Origin of the sequence: Neobacillus terrisolis (genome assembly GCF_051233475.1) — a bacterium.
In the GTDB taxonomy this organism is placed as follows: domain Bacteria; phylum Bacillota; class Bacilli; order Bacillales; family Cytobacillaceae; genus Bacillus_BU.
Genome location: NZ_JBKFGH010000016.1, coordinates 51,301 through 67,858 on the forward strand (window position 1 = coordinate 51,301; position 16,558 = coordinate 67,858).

18 protein-coding genes are annotated in these 16,558 nt (G+C 37.8%); 15 read left to right on the forward strand and 3 right to left on the reverse strand.

Features of this window, described 5'->3' with window-relative positions:
• The first annotated feature begins 190 nt into the window (after positions 1 to 190).
• From ACI48O_RS11145 to ACI48O_RS11165, 5 genes are all read left to right on the forward strand, one after another.
• Positions 191 to 751 carry a spore coat protein gene (locus ACI48O_RS11145; protein WP_435561880.1) on the forward strand — a complete coding sequence of 187 codons (561 nt, stop codon included), beginning with the start codon at positions 191 to 193 and terminating at the stop codon, positions 749 to 751.
• Between the two features lie 19 nt (positions 752 to 770).
• On the forward strand, positions 771 to 1,130 hold the full coding sequence (locus ACI48O_RS11150) for a hypothetical protein (protein WP_435561881.1): 360 nt from the start codon (positions 771 to 773) through the stop codon (positions 1,128 to 1,130).
• A 138-nt stretch (positions 1,131 to 1,268) separates the two neighbouring features.
• Positions 1,269 to 1,682: a hypothetical protein gene (locus ACI48O_RS11155; protein ID WP_435561882.1), complete on the forward strand. Its 414-nt coding sequence runs from the start codon at positions 1,269 to 1,271 to the stop codon at positions 1,680 to 1,682.
• Positions 1,683 to 2,131: 449 nt separating this feature from the next.
• Positions 2,132 to 3,094 carry a carbohydrate kinase family protein gene (locus tag ACI48O_RS11160; protein ID WP_435561883.1) on the forward strand — a complete coding sequence of 321 codons (963 nt, stop codon included), beginning with the start codon at positions 2,132 to 2,134 and terminating at the stop codon, positions 3,092 to 3,094.
• 611 nt (positions 3,095 to 3,705) lie between these two features.
• On the forward strand, positions 3,706 to 5,061 hold the full coding sequence (locus ACI48O_RS11165; RefSeq protein ID WP_435561884.1) for an amino acid permease: 1,356 nt from the start codon (positions 3,706 to 3,708) through the stop codon (positions 5,059 to 5,061).
• Here ACI48O_RS11165 and ACI48O_RS11170 read toward each other — a convergent pair.
• On the reverse strand, positions 5,054 to 5,686 hold the full coding sequence (locus ACI48O_RS11170; protein WP_435561885.1) for a LysE family transporter: 633 nt from the start codon (positions 5,684 to 5,686) through the stop codon (positions 5,054 to 5,056). The two genes, ACI48O_RS11165 and ACI48O_RS11170, sit on opposite strands and share 8 nt — an antisense overlap.
• A 158-nt stretch (positions 5,687 to 5,844) precedes the next feature.
• Between ACI48O_RS11170 and ACI48O_RS11175 the strand changes: the two genes are divergently transcribed.
• The 3 genes from ACI48O_RS11175 to ACI48O_RS11185 all read left to right on the forward strand — a co-directional run bounded on the left by ACI48O_RS11175 (position 5,845) and on the right by ACI48O_RS11185 (position 9,595).
• Positions 5,845 to 6,687, forward strand: coding sequence for a tyrosine-type recombinase/integrase (locus ACI48O_RS11175; protein WP_435561886.1), 843 nt, complete (start codon positions 5,845 to 5,847; stop codon positions 6,685 to 6,687).
• A 179-nt stretch (positions 6,688 to 6,866) separates the two neighbouring features.
• Positions 6,867 to 8,534, forward strand: coding sequence for a DUF6044 family protein (locus ACI48O_RS11180; RefSeq protein WP_435561996.1), 1,668 nt, complete (start codon positions 6,867 to 6,869; stop codon positions 8,532 to 8,534).
• Positions 8,535 to 8,554: 20 nt separating this feature from the next.
• Positions 8,555 to 9,595, forward strand: a complete 1,041-nt coding sequence (locus ACI48O_RS11185; protein ID WP_435561887.1) for a glycosyltransferase family 2 protein — start codon at positions 8,555 to 8,557, stop codon at positions 9,593 to 9,595.
• Positions 9,596 to 9,612: 17 nt separating this feature from the next.
• Here the strand turns inward: ACI48O_RS11185 and ACI48O_RS11190 are convergent, their stop codons facing one another.
• Positions 9,613 to 9,888, reverse strand: coding sequence for a YqhV family protein (locus ACI48O_RS11190; RefSeq protein WP_435561888.1), 276 nt, complete (start codon positions 9,886 to 9,888; stop codon positions 9,613 to 9,615).
• 119 nt (positions 9,889 to 10,007) lie between these two features.
• On the opposite strand from ACI48O_RS11190, the gene ACI48O_RS11195 reads away from it, so the two are divergent.
• Positions 10,008 to 10,178 carry a hypothetical protein gene (locus tag ACI48O_RS11195; RefSeq protein ID WP_435561889.1) on the forward strand — a complete coding sequence of 57 codons (171 nt, stop codon included), beginning with the start codon at positions 10,008 to 10,010 and terminating at the stop codon, positions 10,176 to 10,178.
• Between the two features lie 133 nt (positions 10,179 to 10,311).
• Complete coding sequence (locus ACI48O_RS11200; protein ID WP_435561890.1) at positions 10,312 to 10,929, forward strand: NUDIX hydrolase; 618 nt, start codon at positions 10,312 to 10,314, stop codon at positions 10,927 to 10,929.
• Between the two features lie 156 nt (positions 10,930 to 11,085).
• On the opposite strand, the gene ACI48O_RS11205 is transcribed toward ACI48O_RS11200, so the two are convergent.
• Positions 11,086 to 11,181, reverse strand: coding sequence for a YjcZ family sporulation protein (locus ACI48O_RS11205; protein WP_435561891.1), 96 nt, complete (start codon positions 11,179 to 11,181; stop codon positions 11,086 to 11,088).
• A gap of 207 nt (positions 11,182 to 11,388) precedes the next feature.
• Here ACI48O_RS11205 and ACI48O_RS11210 point away from each other — a divergent pair, with 207 nt between their 5' ends.
• From ACI48O_RS11210 to ACI48O_RS11230, 5 genes are all read left to right on the forward strand, one after another.
• The gene (locus ACI48O_RS11210) at positions 11,389 to 11,616 is read left to right on the forward strand and encodes an IDEAL domain-containing protein (RefSeq protein ID WP_435561892.1); all 228 of its coding nucleotides are present in this window, start codon (positions 11,389 to 11,391) and stop codon (positions 11,614 to 11,616) included.
• Positions 11,617 to 11,993: 377 nt separating this feature from the next.
• Complete coding sequence (gene ilvD, locus ACI48O_RS11215) at positions 11,994 to 13,673, forward strand: dihydroxy-acid dehydratase (protein WP_435561893.1); 1,680 nt, start codon at positions 11,994 to 11,996, stop codon at positions 13,671 to 13,673.
• 187 nt (positions 13,674 to 13,860) lie between these two features.
• The gene (locus ACI48O_RS11220) at positions 13,861 to 14,637 is read left to right on the forward strand and encodes an SGNH/GDSL hydrolase family protein (protein WP_435561894.1); all 777 of its coding nucleotides are present in this window, start codon (positions 13,861 to 13,863) and stop codon (positions 14,635 to 14,637) included.
• A gap of 12 nt (positions 14,638 to 14,649) precedes the next feature.
• Positions 14,650 to 15,561, forward strand: a complete 912-nt coding sequence (locus tag ACI48O_RS11225) for an ABC transporter ATP-binding protein (protein WP_435561895.1) — start codon at positions 14,650 to 14,652, stop codon at positions 15,559 to 15,561.
• Positions 15,554 to 16,534 carry an ABC transporter permease subunit gene (locus tag ACI48O_RS11230; protein WP_435561896.1) on the forward strand — a complete coding sequence of 327 codons (981 nt, stop codon included), beginning with the start codon at positions 15,554 to 15,556 and terminating at the stop codon, positions 16,532 to 16,534. Before ACI48O_RS11225 ends, ACI48O_RS11230 begins: the two co-directional genes overlap by 8 nt.
• The last annotated feature ends 24 nt before the right edge of the window (positions 16,535 to 16,558 follow it).

Below are 16,558 nucleotides of genomic sequence, written 5' to 3' on the forward strand. Positions count from 1 at the left end.
AATTAGTATGACTACTTTGTCGGTCCTTCATTAATTTAAACACTGCACAATTTATGGAGATTTACATTGCAGTACAATTATCAAAGAGTGAGTGGATTTGCCAATTTTCAATGAGAATAAGTTCAATGCAAAAGGATGAATCTAAAAGTGGAATTGAAAAATTCCAATCATGTTTTGTAAGGGGTATAAGATGAAACATCAATTAGGTGCTCACGAGGTATTAGAGCTTCATGAGATTTTATCTCATTCCATAAATGGAATCCACATGTTTCATTTATATGAACCGTATATCCGTGATCAAGAGCTCAGAAGTATTTTAGAAAATCAACTGCATTTTATGATGGATGAATATAACCAGCTTGCGTCTAATCCACAGTTGCATCATCTCTTTAGAGAATATCCTGCAAGTTCTGAATTCGAACCAAGATATGGATTAGATTCTCCACCGCAGTTCTATCCAAAGGTATCAAATCGGCAGTTAACGGATCAAGATATCGCTTCGGGGATTCTTGGCTGGCACAAAACGGCTGCGATAAAAAAAATGACAGCAGCTTTAGAATGTGCAGATTTTTCTTTACGTCAAGCATTCATTCAAGGTGCAAATAATTGTGCTGATCAAGCATTTGAATTGTTTCAGTACATGAATATAAAAGGCTATTACCAGGTGCCCAAGCTTACAAACCAGGATGATGTAATCCACCAATTCCAAGAAGCACCTGACCCTGCATTGTTCAATATCCAATACCAATAAAATGTGGAGGGATTATTCCATGAATACAATTCAACATTCAACAATGCATATTAATCAATGCAGACAAATGGCTCAACAATTAATTCAACAAACACAACAAGCAAACCAAATGTACAAGCAAATGCTTCAGCAGGAGCAACAAAATGCGCAAATGTTAGAACAAATCATTCAGCGCGAACGTCATGCGGTCCAAACAATCCAACAAAGTTTACAAGGCCATGATATGGCAATTCAGAGATGCCAAGAGTTAATTGGTATTTGTAATCAATTGGAGCACGAATTGTCAGGTCAAGCCTCAGTTGGAGTACAATCCTTTGCAAATACGAATCCATCGTTTAATATTCCTGTTTATCAGTCCCAATTTGGACAAGTTCGTTAAAATCAACTAACGTTAAAGGATGCCACCCAAAAGCGGCATCCTTTTTGTATTGACAGATATTTTTAATAAGCGGAAAATAAGTTGTGGATCCAGTTGAATTCATGCATCAAACCGACTTTTACATAGGAGGAAAATTCGGTGTTAAATACTAAACGAGAGCTTGTCAATGCGGATAAGGTTTATTCAATTTTACAGAAAATAATTAATCAATCCTTTGAAAGCCTTAAAGGGGAAGAAGTGCTATTGTGTTTGGAATGTCTGGACGTTGACCTATATATTGCAGCAAATAATCATGAAGAATTTGAAGAAGCAATAAAGGAAAACTTCAAGCTTGACGAGGAGGGTGAAATTATCGATTATGATGGCTACCGGGAGTTAATGAATGATCTAAATGATCAATTCATTTTACTTCACAGTACAAGTGGACTTTTTGACTATTTCCCTCCAGGAGACTATACCGTAAACGGAGAAAATCGCTATCAAGAAAATGAATATCTAGCTCCAAGTGGGGTATTCTATGCACCTTTTGAAGATGCGGTCAATAAGGGATAAATAAAAAAACTTCAGTTTTAAAATAAAAAAAGATCGGGAAAGTATTGACTTTTCAAACTTTATTTCTCGGGAAAGCGCAAAAACAGACATTTTTCCTATTTCATCGTCGGAAAATGTCTGTTTTTGCTATATTTTGAAACTATATTGATTATTTTGTCCTATGAATAAAACATTTTACTCTCAAACCAACCATTTTCCTATGAGAAAAGCGGCTGGATAAATTCACCATTTATACGCCATTATTTATGATATATGAAAAACTTTATGATGTAAAGACAAACTGACTAGGAGCATGGAAAAAACCCCTATTTTAGGAGAGATTTATATTAATTAAGAATATTTCCAAGTGTTTCAGTAAAATTCATTTTTTATAAATGGACAAATGGCATTTCAAACAGTTAAATGGATTATAGAGTATTAGAAAACAGTCGAATTCTTGAGGTGACAAGATGGGGAAATTGTTTGCAATTGGTGAAGTATTAATTGATTTTATCCCACTAGAAAAAGGTATCGCATTAAAAGATGTACGTGCTTTCGAGAGGGCTCCGGGCGGGGCTCCTGCTAATGTTGCAGCCGCTGTTGCTAAGTATGGCCAAAAATCTGCCATGCTCTCAAAACTAGGAACGGATGCGTTCGGTGATTTTTTAGTAGAGCAACTCCAGAATGTTGGAGTCGATACCGATAAAATCCTAAGAACAGACGTAGCCAATACTGCCCTTGCGTTTGTTTCACTTAAGTCAGATGGAGAACGTGATTTTTCGTTTTACCGTAATCCTTCGGCTGATTTGTTAATGGACTCCGGAGAAATTGACCCTTTATGGTTTCAGGGGAATGATATCCTTCATTTTTGTTCAGTTGACCTCGTTGAAAGCCCGATGAAACAGGCACATAGAAAAGCGATTGATTCGATCACGAATGCCGGAGGTCTTGTAAGCTTTGATCCGAACGTTAGACTTCCTCTTTGGAAGAATAAACAAGACTGTCGCAATGCAATCCAGGAGTTTCTTCCATTTGCAGATATCGTAAAAGTATCCGATGAGGAGCTTGAATTTATTACAGGTGTCGAAAATGAGGCTAAAGCCCTAGAAGCTTTGTTTGTTGGGAAAGTGAAAGCAGTTGTTTTTACTAAGGGACCAGAGGGAGCAGTATTAATAACAAAAAATGGAGAATATCAGTCTCCAGGTTTTTGTGTGGAAGTAAAGGATACAACAGGAGCTGGAGATGCTTTTATTGGTGGGTTCTTATATAAGCTGCTTGAATTTGGAGCAAATCCAAAAAATCTTGAGGAAATCCTTGATTCAAATCATAAAGAAATTTTAAGTTTTGCAAATGCAAGCGGAGCGTTAACTACTACAGGTAGTGGTGCAATTTCCGCCTTACCAACAAGAGAGCAGGTATTGTCCTTTCTATAAAGGCTCTGTTATATTTGGCTGTTGATTTCCGCTGCAGGTGCTCCCTTTCCGCGGGGGAGTCCGGGAGCCTCCTCGGCGCCGTAGCGCCTGTGGGGTCTCCCGTGACACCTTCTCCCGCAGGAGTCTCACACCTTCCGCTCCAATCAACAGAGTGCTTAAGATCAACATTGCTCTTTAACATAGCCTATTAAAAAAGATTACGTATAAAGGTTTTGATACGGACATATAATCCGTTATTTTGCCAAAAAGTGTTGTTTTGACAGGCTATCCGGACATAGAGTACCTTATTCGTGGATTTTCGAGGTTGATTCACGTGTTTTTGAGTAAATAAGGGATCCTATGTCCGTGAAAAGTTGAAAATAGGGTAATACAACTAAAATAAGGGATTCCATGTCCGGATAAATAGGATTAACTTATGATAAGGGGATTTCAAGCGAAGTCCTCCTTTTTGTTTATTTAACATAATAAGGTTATGTAAACACCAGTGGCATCATCCATCCTCAACCCAGACTATTTTAATGTTTAAACGCAGAATAGTACCAGCATTAAAACACAAAATAATGAGGTCTAATAAACAGAGGTTTTCAACATCTGGGTTTAGGAGGTCTCATATGGCAGAGCAAAGCAATCAGCAAGAGGAGAAAAAATTGGAGTGGTGGCAGCTCTCGTTAATCGGGGTTGGATGTATTATCGGAACCGGGTATTTTTTAGGATCTGGGCTCGGGATAAGAATGACCGGTCCTTCCATGCTTATAGCGTTTATTTTAGCCGCAATCGGCACCTATGTAGTATTTGATTCATTGTCAAAAATGTACGCCAAGGATCCTCAAAAGGGCTCTTTTCGTTCGTATGCGAAAAAGGCATTTGGAAGGTGGGCCGGTTTTAGCAGCGGATGGGTTTATTGGTTTTCAGAAATGTTGATCATGGGGAGTCAATTAACGGCATTATCAATTTTTACTAAATTCTGGTTTCCAAATTTACCTTTATGGGTTTTTGCCTCAGTATATGCTGTACTGGGAATTGCCGTAGTGTTAACAGGAACAAGAGGATTTGAAAGAATGGAAAATGTTTTTGCGGTTATTAAAATTGCAGCCATTCTTATGTTTATTATTCTCGCCGGAGCAGGGTTATTTGGGCTGATTGGAGAAGGGAAAGATGTTTTCAACTTTCCTAATCGTACTGTTGATTTTTTTCCGGGCGGGATTAAAGGACTGTGGTCTGCATTAATTTTTGCCTTTTATGCTTTTGGTGGGATTGAAATTATGGGAATTATGTCTGTACGTCTCAGAAATAAGGATGATGCCGGAAAAGCAGGGAAAATAATGATTCTATTGTTAACGACTATTTATCTCCTATCCATCGGTTTTGCTGTGTTTATGGTATCATGGCAAGATTTCACTGCAAAGGAGAGCCCCTTTGTCATCGCGATGGGAAATTATCAGTTAGCATTTTTCCCTCACGTGTTTAATGGGGCATTAATTATTGCAGGTTTCTCGACAATGTCAGCATCCTTATTTGCTGTCACAAGTATGCTGGTTACACTAGCTGAAGACGGTGATGCACCGAGTTTTTTTGCGAAAGGAGGAATGCTTAAAGTACCGATGTATGCGCTTTCCTTAACAGTGGGAGGATTAATAACGTCAATTATTCTTGCGCTGGTAATGCCAGACAAAATTTATGAGTATATAACAACTGCAGCAGGGCTTATGCTTCTTTACAATTGGTTATTTGTTCTCATTTCTGTAAAAAGGTTAATTGAGCTATCAATGATTGATAAAGTAAAGCGTTGGGTAGGAATTATACTCATCCTTTTGGCGGTAAGCGGAACGCTCTTTCAAGATTCAATTCGTCCCGGCTTTTTTGTCAGCATTGGCTTTGTAGTAGTAGTTGGAATCGTTTCCCTGATCATTCATTTAAAGAAAAAGCCCAGCGGTAATCCGAAGCCAGTATTTGAAAGGTTTAATTAAAGAAAAATAGGGATTTGATCGCTTCATATCCAAAATAAAATCCAAATCCAATGAGTGATAGTCCGGAAATATAAGCGATTGAAGTTAACAGTGATCGGGACAAAAATCTGCGGAAAATACTTGCCAACAAAGCCATGGAAATGTCCCAAATTAATAAACCACAGAACATGGCGCCACTATATAGTAATAATTGGTCCGTATTATAGCTGGATGCCGTTTTTGCAAGAACAGATCCGTAGATTCCTAGCCAAAATAAGATCGTTAGTGGATTTGAAATAGACATGAAAAATCCTGAAAAAAATGATTTCAGTAATGGTTCGGAGTTCCGTGTATTGTTTGTAGTTATTTTTCCAGCACCGATTAAGCTTTCCACACCTGTATAAATTAACACAAAACTCCCAAAAGACCAGAGGAAAGACTGAATAATGGGTTTTTCCAGAAAATGGACAAAACCTAGGTAGACGAGCATCATGTAGCACGCATCGGCAACCATTGCACCTAATCCAACAAACCAGGAATGAAAAAAGCCGTTTTTTATTCCTTTTTCTAACTGAGCAGCATTTACGGGGCCAATCGGTGCTGCCAAAGATAAACCGAGAAATAAATAGCTAATAAATGTAGACATATAAAAATTCCTCCTGCTCTTATCATTGCTCGTACAGTTTATTCAACGATTTCTGCTTGTACAACCATACAGGCGAATTTTTTTAATTTCGCAGAAATTTACTTTTTAGAAATAAACTGATAAAATAGAATAAAGCTGATAATAAAGGAGGCTGCCCCTTGGAAAACGCCGAAACAATCTTAAATGAGTTTCGTATGTGGTTAGTCAATAAGGGAAAGTCAAACAATACTGTAAAAACCTATGTTGGAGTGCTTGAGTCTTTTAATGAATGGTTATTGTCAAATGAAGCTTCATTAAAGGATTTACAAGCTGTTCAGATTCAAAACTATCTTTACTTTTTGGAACAAAAACAAATGAGTGCAGGTACAATTGACAAAGTTTATGCCGTTATCAGTGTTTATACAAAATTTCTTCAAAAACCACAATTGATGGTTAATATTGTAAAAAAAGAAGTGATTCGGACTGAGGAAGCACCTCAATGTTTAAGTGATTCCGAAAAAGCCTCTTTGCTTAAAGAAGTTCTTCTAGATGGAAACTTACGAAACCAAGTGATTGTTTATACCCTGTTACAAACCGGGATTAGAGTGTCGGAGCTTTGCGCTCTGAATGTTTCGGATGTAAAAATTGCTAATGATAGCGGAAGCTTAGTGATTCGTAATGAAAAAGGCGAAGTTGATCGAGTAATTCCGATTTCAAAGGAATTAAAAAAACTATTCCTTGTTTATTTTGAAAAAGAAAAAAAGAATGCGGCTTTAGATCCTTTGTTTTGTTCGAGTGTAAAAAGGCGTATGACAACGAGGTCGGTACAATACATGCTTCAAAAATATCATGTCCATCCTCATAAGCTTCGCCACACCTTTTGCCAAGATTTAATAAATCATGGCGTAGACATTCAGACAGTAGCAAAGTTAGCTGGACACCGGGATATTAATATTACGAAACGCTATTTCAAACATATTGAAGTCAATTTAGAAAGAGCGATTAACCAGACGTTTGCGTAAACCCAATAAAGTTGATTTATTATGAATGCTGCCTATATTGAGGCAGCATTTTTTGTATTGAAAAGGTGTGGATCTTCCGAAAAAAAGGAATAATTTTTCTCTTTTAGCAAACCTTAAGACCAATCCTTTAATCCAACTAGTGATGAGAGTTTAATGATGAGGTGTAACAAGTGAGGAGAATCTTTCGAAACGAAGAAGACATCTTAATCTTAGTAGCGTGCCTTGTCATCACGATCTATTTGTCTCCGCTATTTATTCTAGGCGAGAATGCCCATATTCGTGTTCATGACAATTTGGATTCCAATATCGCCTGGTATAAGGTGTTAGCCCGTAGCGGTGAGCTTTTTGGAAGGTTTGATGCAACGATTCCGCAAATCATTAATGGTTTACCTAGAAATGCTTTCAGTTCAGAATTTAGTGGAATTGTCTGGCTTTACGCAATATTCCCGACCATGATTGCTTACGGGGTAAGTCAAGCGATTACTCGTTTTTTTGCGTTTATCGGCATGTTTATGCTGTTGAAAGACCATTTCTTACTGGAAAATAAGCATCGATATATTCGTGTCGGGGTAGCGTTGGCTTTTTCGTTAACGCCATTTTGGCCGTCCGGTATGCTTAGTACGTTAGGGATGCCGTTAGCTCTATGGTCCTTTCTAAATATTAGAAAGGGAATCAAAAAGTGGAAAAACATGCTGGTGCTTAGCTTATTACCGTTTTACTCCAGTATCGTACTAGGATTTTTCTTTTTTTTATCCGGGATGGGTGTTCTATGGATTATAGATGTACTTAAGACGAAGCGTGCGAATCTCCGGTTTATTTTTGCGCTCATGTATATGACTTTTGTTTATATGCTAGTTGAATATAGACTGGTATATTCTTTTTTATTTTCAACCGAACCAAACAGCCGAGATGAGTATTTTCATGCTGAATTACCATTATGGAGAGTAATTAGACTAGCGTTTAAAAATTATATTTTAGGGCATACGCATGTGATGACGGTTCACGCTCTGTTTATTTTACCTGTTCTATTTTTCGCGCTTTTTTTGATTATAAAAAATAAACGGATGAAGCAAGAAAAAGTTTTTCTATTTTTATTTTTCCTTAATTTCGGTTTGTCCGTCTGGTATGCATTTTGGTTTTATGAAGGCTGGCTTCCTCTGACGAAACGTCTTCATTTTTTGGATACATTCAACTTTGCTCGGTATCATTTTTTAAGACCACTTATTATTTATGTAAGCTTTGGGCTGGGCTTGAAAATTCTTTGGGAACAAAGTAAGTCTTGGAGGCCTGCGGCCCAATTTCTTTTGATCAGTCAGGTCCTGCTGTTATTTGCATTTAATGATGAAATTATTTATCAAAAGAAACCAACAGTGAAAGAATTCTATGCAGAAAACCTTTTTCTAGATATTAAAGATTATATTAACAAACCAGTCGAAGACTATCGGGTAGCCAGTATTGGACTTCACCCTGCCATTGCCCAGTACAATGGTTTTTTTACCCTTGATACGTATAACAATTTTTATCCGCTAAAGTATAAGCATCAGTTTCGCACGATAATTGAAAATGAGTTAGGTAAAAACAAGAAAATCCGGAAATATTTTGATAAGTGGGGCGGGAGATGTTATTTTTTTACAGATGAACTCGGAAAATCGTACATGTTTAAAAAGCACTCAAATAAGAAGTTGAAGAATGTAAAACTTAATTTGGAGCCGTTTAAGAAAATGGGAGGGCAATATTTATTTTCAGGCGTTCCGATTTTAAATGCTGGAGAAAACGGGCTTATTCTTGAAAAAGTTTTTGAATCAAAAACGTCTGCTTGGAAAATTTATTTATATAAAGTGACGTAACCATCTGGGAGGAAGCAAACATGATCGAACCGACCCTTACAATCGTCATACCTTGCTACAATGAGGAAGAAGTATTACCGGAAACGATGTCACGCTTGGAACTTTTAATGAATGATTTAATGCACCAGGAGCTCATTTCAAACAGGAGTATGCTTTTATTTGTCGATGATGGGAGTAAAGATCGAACATGGTCTATCATTTATAAAGCAGGTTTGAAAAATGAGCGGATAAAAGGGTTAAAATTATCACGTAATGTAGGGCATCAAAATGCTTTGTTGGCAGGCTTACTAACCGCTAAAGAACGATCGGATTGTGTCATTTCAATAGACGCTGATCTCCAGGATGATATTGAAGTTATTCGCTCATTCTTAAGCAAATTTCAAGAAGGTTATGAAATTGTCTATGGAGTTCGTGATAATCGGGAGACAGATACGTTTTTTAAGCGAACGACTGCACAAGGATTTTATCGTTTGATGGAAAAAATGGGTGTCAATCTTGTCTACAATCATGCAGACTATCGTTTAATGAGCAAAAAGGCACTTGAGGAATTAGCTCGATTTGAGGAAGTAAATCTTTTCCTGCGTGGGATTATTCCACTCATTGGGTTCCGCTCAACGACTGTAACCTATACTCGGCAAGAGAGGCTTGCAGGAGTTTCTAAATACCCTTTGAAAAAGATGCTCGCTTTTGCCTTTGATGGAATCACCTCTTTTTCTGTCACACCGATTAGGCTTGTTCTTTTCACAGGTTTTATCTCTTTTTTCATCAGTCTTATATTTGGATTGTATTTCTTTTTGTTAAAGTTTTTCGGGACAACCGTTACTGGGTGGACGTCATTAATTACTTCCATTTGGCTAATTGGCGGACTACAGCTCATTGCGATTGGTTTAATCGGGGAATATATTGGTAAATTATACAAAGAGGCGAAGCGGCGCCCGAAATATATTATTGACATTAATACTTTTCAATTACCTAGTGTTCCGTTTTCATTGCCAGTAAATCAAAGAGTTCCGGACGAACAGTACAAGCTGGAGTTAGGTCAATACCCCGAAATTAACTAGACTAATGAATGGGACAACTAGTTACTCTTAATACCATATAAAATACACGCTACACCTGAAAAAATCCAAATGATCTTTGCAAAGGAAATTTTTTCGGCAATCCCAAACAGTCCAATCGTTGTCGTAAGAATAAGGATAATAGGTCCGACAAGGGCTAAGCTTGTGTTTAATACTAAAGCTTTTTCGATGCTGTTTGATTTAAGGATGAGAAAAGCAACAATGATTTCGATACTGCCGGATAACATACGTAAAAGAGACATACCGATAATTGCTTTTTCTAAAAATGAAAACATAGAGTTCCTCCTTGCATTAGAAAGTTCTCAACAGTATATGCAAATGTAGAAAAAGATAGGACAGGTTGATGCAAAAGAGGAAAAACATATGTAAGACTAATAATCAGGAGGGATGAAAAATGCCAAGAGGAAAAGAGCTTGAACAATTGCCTATGTCTCATATTGCACCAGGAGTAGGGGAGGACTCTATGTCTAAAGATAGAGAGATTTTATCAAGCGTCCCGATAGAAGAACGTCCAATGCCAAGTGAAATTCAAAATGAAAGCAAGAAAAAGCAGGAAAGACAATAATTTTATCGAAGAATAAATATTATGGTGTCGGGTTAGTTGCATCTCGATAGTAGAAAATATATGATTTGTCATATCGAGTATATAGATAGATGTATAATAGGGATAAAAGCAGATTCATTGCGGGGGAGAATACATGGAGATTAATCAAATTTTGAAAAGAATGCAAAACCGAGACTCAACGATGTTAGACAGCTCAAAGTTTACAAAATTCGCTGTTCTTTTGCCTCTTATTGAAAAGGATGATGGTCTGCATATATTGTTTGAGGTAAGAGCTTATAATATGAGGCGACAGCCGGGCGAGATTTGTTTTCCTGGGGGAAAGGTCGATCCTGATGATATAAATGAACAATTTACTGCAATAAGAGAAACGTCTGAGGAGCTTGGAATCCATCCAAGTAGCATACGTCACGTTTTTCCATTAGATTATATGGTAACACCTTTCGGAACGATCATTTATCCCTTTTTAGGTGTGATGGAGAATGAGCAACAAATCCAACCGAATCATGCAGAAGTGGCTGAAGTGTTTACAGTACCGCTGGAATTTTTTCAAAACGTAAAGCCTGAGATATTTAAGGTTCACTTTTCTGCTAAACCTGAGCAAGATTTTCCGTTTGATTTGATTATTGGCGGAGAAAATTATAATTGGCAAACTAGACATATTGATGAATATTTTTATAAATATGGAGATAAGGTAATTTGGGGTTTGACCGCAAGAATCTTAAGTCATTTTCTCGAAGAACTCGAAATATAAGGCAAGGACCATTCAAAAGAAAACGATTCGGTTTGAATGGTCTTTTTTTTTTGCCTTTTAGTAAAATCTTTTATTCAAAATATATTTAAATAATAAAAACACGTAAGACTAACAAGGTTTACTCAGATAGCCTTACGTATTTCTGTTTAGTGATGATTAGTAACCATAGTAACTTGCACCAACAATGACTAAAAGGATAAACAATACGACAATTAACACAAAGTTCGAACCTTTTCCGCCTTTATAACTCATTTCCTCACCCCCTAGGACAATCTATGGTATTATATGCGCATCTTCTCAAGTGTTGTGGGACATTGACGGGGTCTAATGCCTATATTTCAAAGAAATTTGTTAAAAGTTCAGAAAATTTTCAGATTTTTAATATAAATAACATATAAAAGTATTTAAATTATCAAAAAAATATACTATAATAGAAAAAAGGACAAGGAGTTGATTTCTATGGATCATAAGATGCAAAATTTTATGAGACAGAACCAGCAAAGGGCTCCACGACAATTTGAACGAAAAGTAAATCCAACCGATGCACTGATTGCCGAAATGTTTCTTGAAAAGTCCCTGATTGATTTTAAAATTGCTAAAATCAAAAAAGAAATCGACGTCTCCTTAGCCGAAAGAAATAAAGAAGAATTTCACCGATTAGTGAAAGAACTAGAAAGTCTTACGTAATTGAATAAAATGGAAAAAACCTAGTAATTTTACTAGGTTTTATATTTTTTAATAAACAATAATTTCAAAGTCGTGCATAACTTTTGTACAGTTAGACTCGTCCAGCTCCAGCGCCCAGCTCCTAGTGGACTTCGCCCACCTCCCTACGATAAGTCAACATCGAAGAGCTAACGCTCTTCGTGTTTCCTTTATCTCAGTCGATGTGCTCCAGTCCTGTCGTGAGCTTACGGGGCACTTGCGCTTTTGTTCTTTGTCCTGAAAAAAATGTTGAAAAGTCAAAGAATTGTCGTAAAATCTATAAATATATTAAAAATAATGATACAATAATAAAAACTTAAAATTAACTGAATAAAGTAACAATAGTGGAGGTAATTAATTTGGCTGAATTACGTAGTAATATGATTAAACAAGGTTTTGACCGTGCACCACATCGCAGCTTGCTTCGTGCAGCTGGCGTTAAAGAAGAGGATTTCAACAAACCGTTTATCGCTGTTGTTAACTCATATATTGATATTGTCCCAGGACATGTTCACCTTCAAGAGTTTGGTAAAATCGTTAAAGACGCAATTAGAGAAGCGGGTGGAGTTCCGTTTGAAATGAACACGATTGGTGTTGATGATGGTATCGCGATGGGACATATCGGGATGCGCTATTCATTACCAAGCCGCGAGATTATAGCCGATTCCGTAGAAACAGTTGTCAATGCTCACTGGTTTGATGGAATGGTTTGTATTCCGAACTGCGACAAAATCACTCCTGGGATGATGATGGCGGCACTTCGCATCAACATTCCTACTATTTTTGTCAGCGGTGGGCCAATGAAGGCTGGGAAGGATTCAGAAGGCAAAGCCCTTAATTTGAACTCTGTTTTTGAAGGAGTTGGAGCTTTACAATCTGGTCTTATTGATGAAGCGAGATTAACAGAGATTGAGCAAGTTGCCTGTCCAACATGCGGTTCTTGTTCAGGAATGTTTACAGCAAACTCAATGAACTGCTTAGCTGAAGGACTTGGACTTGCTTTACCAGGAAACGGTACAATATTAGCAGTATCTGAAGAGCGCAAAGAATTCGTTAAGCGCTCCGCAACTCAATTGATGGAGCTTATTAAAAAGGATATAAAACCACGTGATATTGTAACAATTGATGCAATTGATAATGCTTTTGCTTTAGATATGGCAATGGGTGGATCAACGAATACGGTTCTACATACATTGGCATTAGCTCATGAAGCAGAAATTGATTATTCATTGGAACGCATTAATGAAGTTGCTTCCCGGGTACCGCATCTAGCAAAAATTGCACCTGCTTCCGATTATCATATTGAAGATGTACACAATGCCGGCGGGGTTAGTGCCATCATCAATGAAATTCTAAAAATACCTGGAGCAATTAACGGAGACTGCTTAACTGTATCTGGTAAAACATTAAAAGAGAATGTTGCAGGGGCGGAGATTTTAGATAAACAAGTAATTCGTCCTTTGGAAAATCCTTATTCAGAACGCGGGGGTCTTGCTGTATTGTTTGGAAATCTAGCTCCGGACGGTGCTGTTATCAAAGTAGGTGCAGTAGATCCAGCTGTTGGCGGCTATCACCGCGGACCAGCTATTTGCTTTGATTCTCAAGAGGAAGCTTTATCAGGAATCATTACTGGCAAAGTTAAAGAAGGACATGTTGTCGTTATTCGCTACGAGGGTCCAAAAGGCGGACCGGGAATGCCGGAAATGCTTGCACCGACTTCACAAATCGTCGGTCGCGGTCTTGGAGCTAAAGTTGGTTTAATCACGGATGGACGTTTCTCCGGAGCATCCAGAGGAATTTCCATCGGTCATATTTCACCGGAAGCTGCAGAAGGCGGTCCGATTGCGTTCGTTGAAGATGGAGATATTATTGAGCTTGATTTAAATAATCGTAAAATAACACTGGAAATTTCTGATGAAGAGATGAGCGCACGTAAAGCCAACTGGAAAGGCTTTGAACCTAAAGTGAAGAAGGGCTATTTAGCTCGCTATTCAAAGCTTGTAACATCTGCAAATACTGGCGGGGTTATGAAAATTTAATTACTTATTTTTATGAAGCTGAAGAAATTGGGTTTTAATCCCCGGTTTCTTCAGCTTTTTTTGTTTTTATATAAAAAATAACTAAAATTGCCAGTATTTACTCATCATTACGTTGGACAAAAGGATATAATGTTTCTATTAGCAATTGTACAAGTTTAAAACTTTTTAATCTAAAGGTGGGATTGATTTGCGGAAGACTCCAGTAATATTTGTAGCGATCTCATCGGTGATCGCTAGTCTCATATGTGTAATTGGACTGGGATTGACACTTTATGATTATTTTGACACCCCAACGAAACCAAAAATAGAAACAACTGTAAAACGTGAATCGGAAACAGAAGAGAAGCGAACAAAAATAGTGGCATTAGGTGATTCACTCACTAGAGGTACCGGGGACGCTGAGGGGAAAGGATATGTTGGTTATTTAGTTGCTAATCTTGAAGAAAAGTCGAAGCAGAAGCTTACCTTGTCAAATTTGGGCATAAGAGGACTGACCTCCGTCCAATTAGCAAGTCAAGTAAAGGAAAAGGAAATTCAAAGACAAGCGGAAACAGCTGACATTATTCTTATTACGATTGGTGGAAATGACTTATTCCGACGGGGAGAAGGGTTAGCTGATTTAAGTCCTGAAAGCTTATTGCCAATTGAGGCTGCATTCGATGAAAACTTAAATACAATCCTGACGGAACTTAGGGCTGTGAATTCAAATGCTGATATATTTTTAATCGGCTTATACAATCCATTTATAGAATTAGAAAATGCGGAGCAAACATCTAAAATAGTCCGCGCGTGGAATTACAAAAGTGCAGAAATCACCGCTAAATATCCAAAAACAGTGTTTGTCCCAACATTCGATCTATTTCAGTTAAATGTGAATCAGTACTTATATACCGATCAATTTCATCCTAATACAGAAGGCTATCAGCTCATTGCTGAGCGGGTTGCTTCATTAATTACCATGTAAAGGAGGGAAAATATGAGCGAAATTACGATGTCTGTCGAGGGACTTCGCAAGGTCATCGGCAGAAAAGAGATAATAAAAGGAATCGACTTTGAATTAAAGAAAGGTGAGGTATTTGGTTTCTTAGGACCAAACGGAGCGGGAAAAACAACTACCATCCGGATGCTTGTGGGCTTAATAAGACCAACCTCCGGTTCCATACAAATATGTGGATATAACGTGGCTAAGGATTTCACAAAGGCGATGACGAACTTGGGTTGTATTGTTGAAAATCCAGAAATGTATCCTTATTTGACAGGATGGGAAAATTTAGAGCATTTTGCTGTTATGCTCCCCAATATTAAAAAGGATCGAATTCAATATGTTGTTGAACTTGTCGGGCTGCAGGAGCGAATCCATGACAGGGTTAAAACCTATTCATTAGGAATGAGACAGCGACTTGGAATTGCCCAAGCATTACTAGGTCATCCGAAGGTTCTTATTTTGGATGAACCAACAAATGGTCTAGATCCATCGGGTATTCGTGATATGCGAAAATTTATCCGCTTTTTGGCTGAAGAGGAAGGACTAAGTGTTCTTGTTTCGAGTCATTTATTAAGTGAGGTTCAGCTCATGTGCGACAGGGTTGCGATTATTTCTAAGGGGCAAATTATCGCAACGGACTCGGTAAATAAGCTGTTAACGAAGCAGGAACGCCTAATTTGGAGATTATCCCCGATGGATAAAGGGATCGACATGTTGAGCGGTTTTACCGAAATTATTGATCATGATGAAGAAACGGTAATAACTCCCTATGTAGAGAACGAGGTTGGAGATTGGAATCAAAAGCTGGTGGAAGAAAACGTAATCGTAAAAGAAATGAATCGAAAACTTCCTTCATTAGAAGATTTATTTTTAGAAATGACAGGAGGGGACTCGATTGATTAAGCTTATTGAAAATGAATTGTTAAAGATTGTTCGAAAAAGAAAAATGGTTGTAGTCATACTCATTATGGCAGTGCTTATATCGATGTTTACTTATGCTCAATACCGTGAACAGGAACGGATTCAAGAAACGCTTGGAACAAGAGATTGGCGCACAACTCTACAGCAAGATATCATTAACAAACAAAATCGACTTAGCAGTACAGGGATTTCAGAGGAGTGGCGGAAACAGCTGAAAATTTCGGTCGAACAGCAGCAGTACTATTTGGATCATGATATTAATCCAACAGAACCAGGGGCTCCAACCTTTGTCCGTGAATTCTTACAGCACGCCATTCAGCTTTTGCTGCCATTATTGGTGATGATTATTTCAGCTGACATTGTTTCATCTGAGCATAGTGCGGGGACAGTTAAGCTTTTGCTGACAAGGCCCGTGAAAAGATGGAGAATCCTGTTAAGCAAATACATAACACTTATTCTTTCAGTTTCATTTTTGATTATGTCATTTGCTGTTTTATCTTACCTTATTTCCGGTTTAGTGTTTGGATTTAGCGGCTGGTCTGCGCCGGTATTAACCGGTTTTTTAGTTGAAAATGGAGAGCTGAGTACGGAAGCTGTTCATTTAGTTCCACAGTGGGAATTTCTGTTGATGGTATTTGGACTGGCGTGGTTTGTTTCCCTTGTGGTTGGAACTTTATCCTTTATGCTATCCAGTTTGATCAAAAGCACGGCTGCTGGAATGGGCGTTATGCTGGCCTGCCTAATAGCGGGAATGATTCTTACTAATATGGTTTCTTCTTGGGAGTCAGCTAAGTATTTGTTCATGGTCAATTTGACACCTACTATCTATTTAACAGGCGGTACGCCCCCAATTGAAGGAATGACTCTAGGTTTTTCGCTAATGGTCCTGTTAATTTGGGGTGTTGCAGGAATAGCGATTTCCTTTATTACTTTTACAAGGAAGGATATTTTCTAAGGTTAAATAAAACACCTTTTAAAA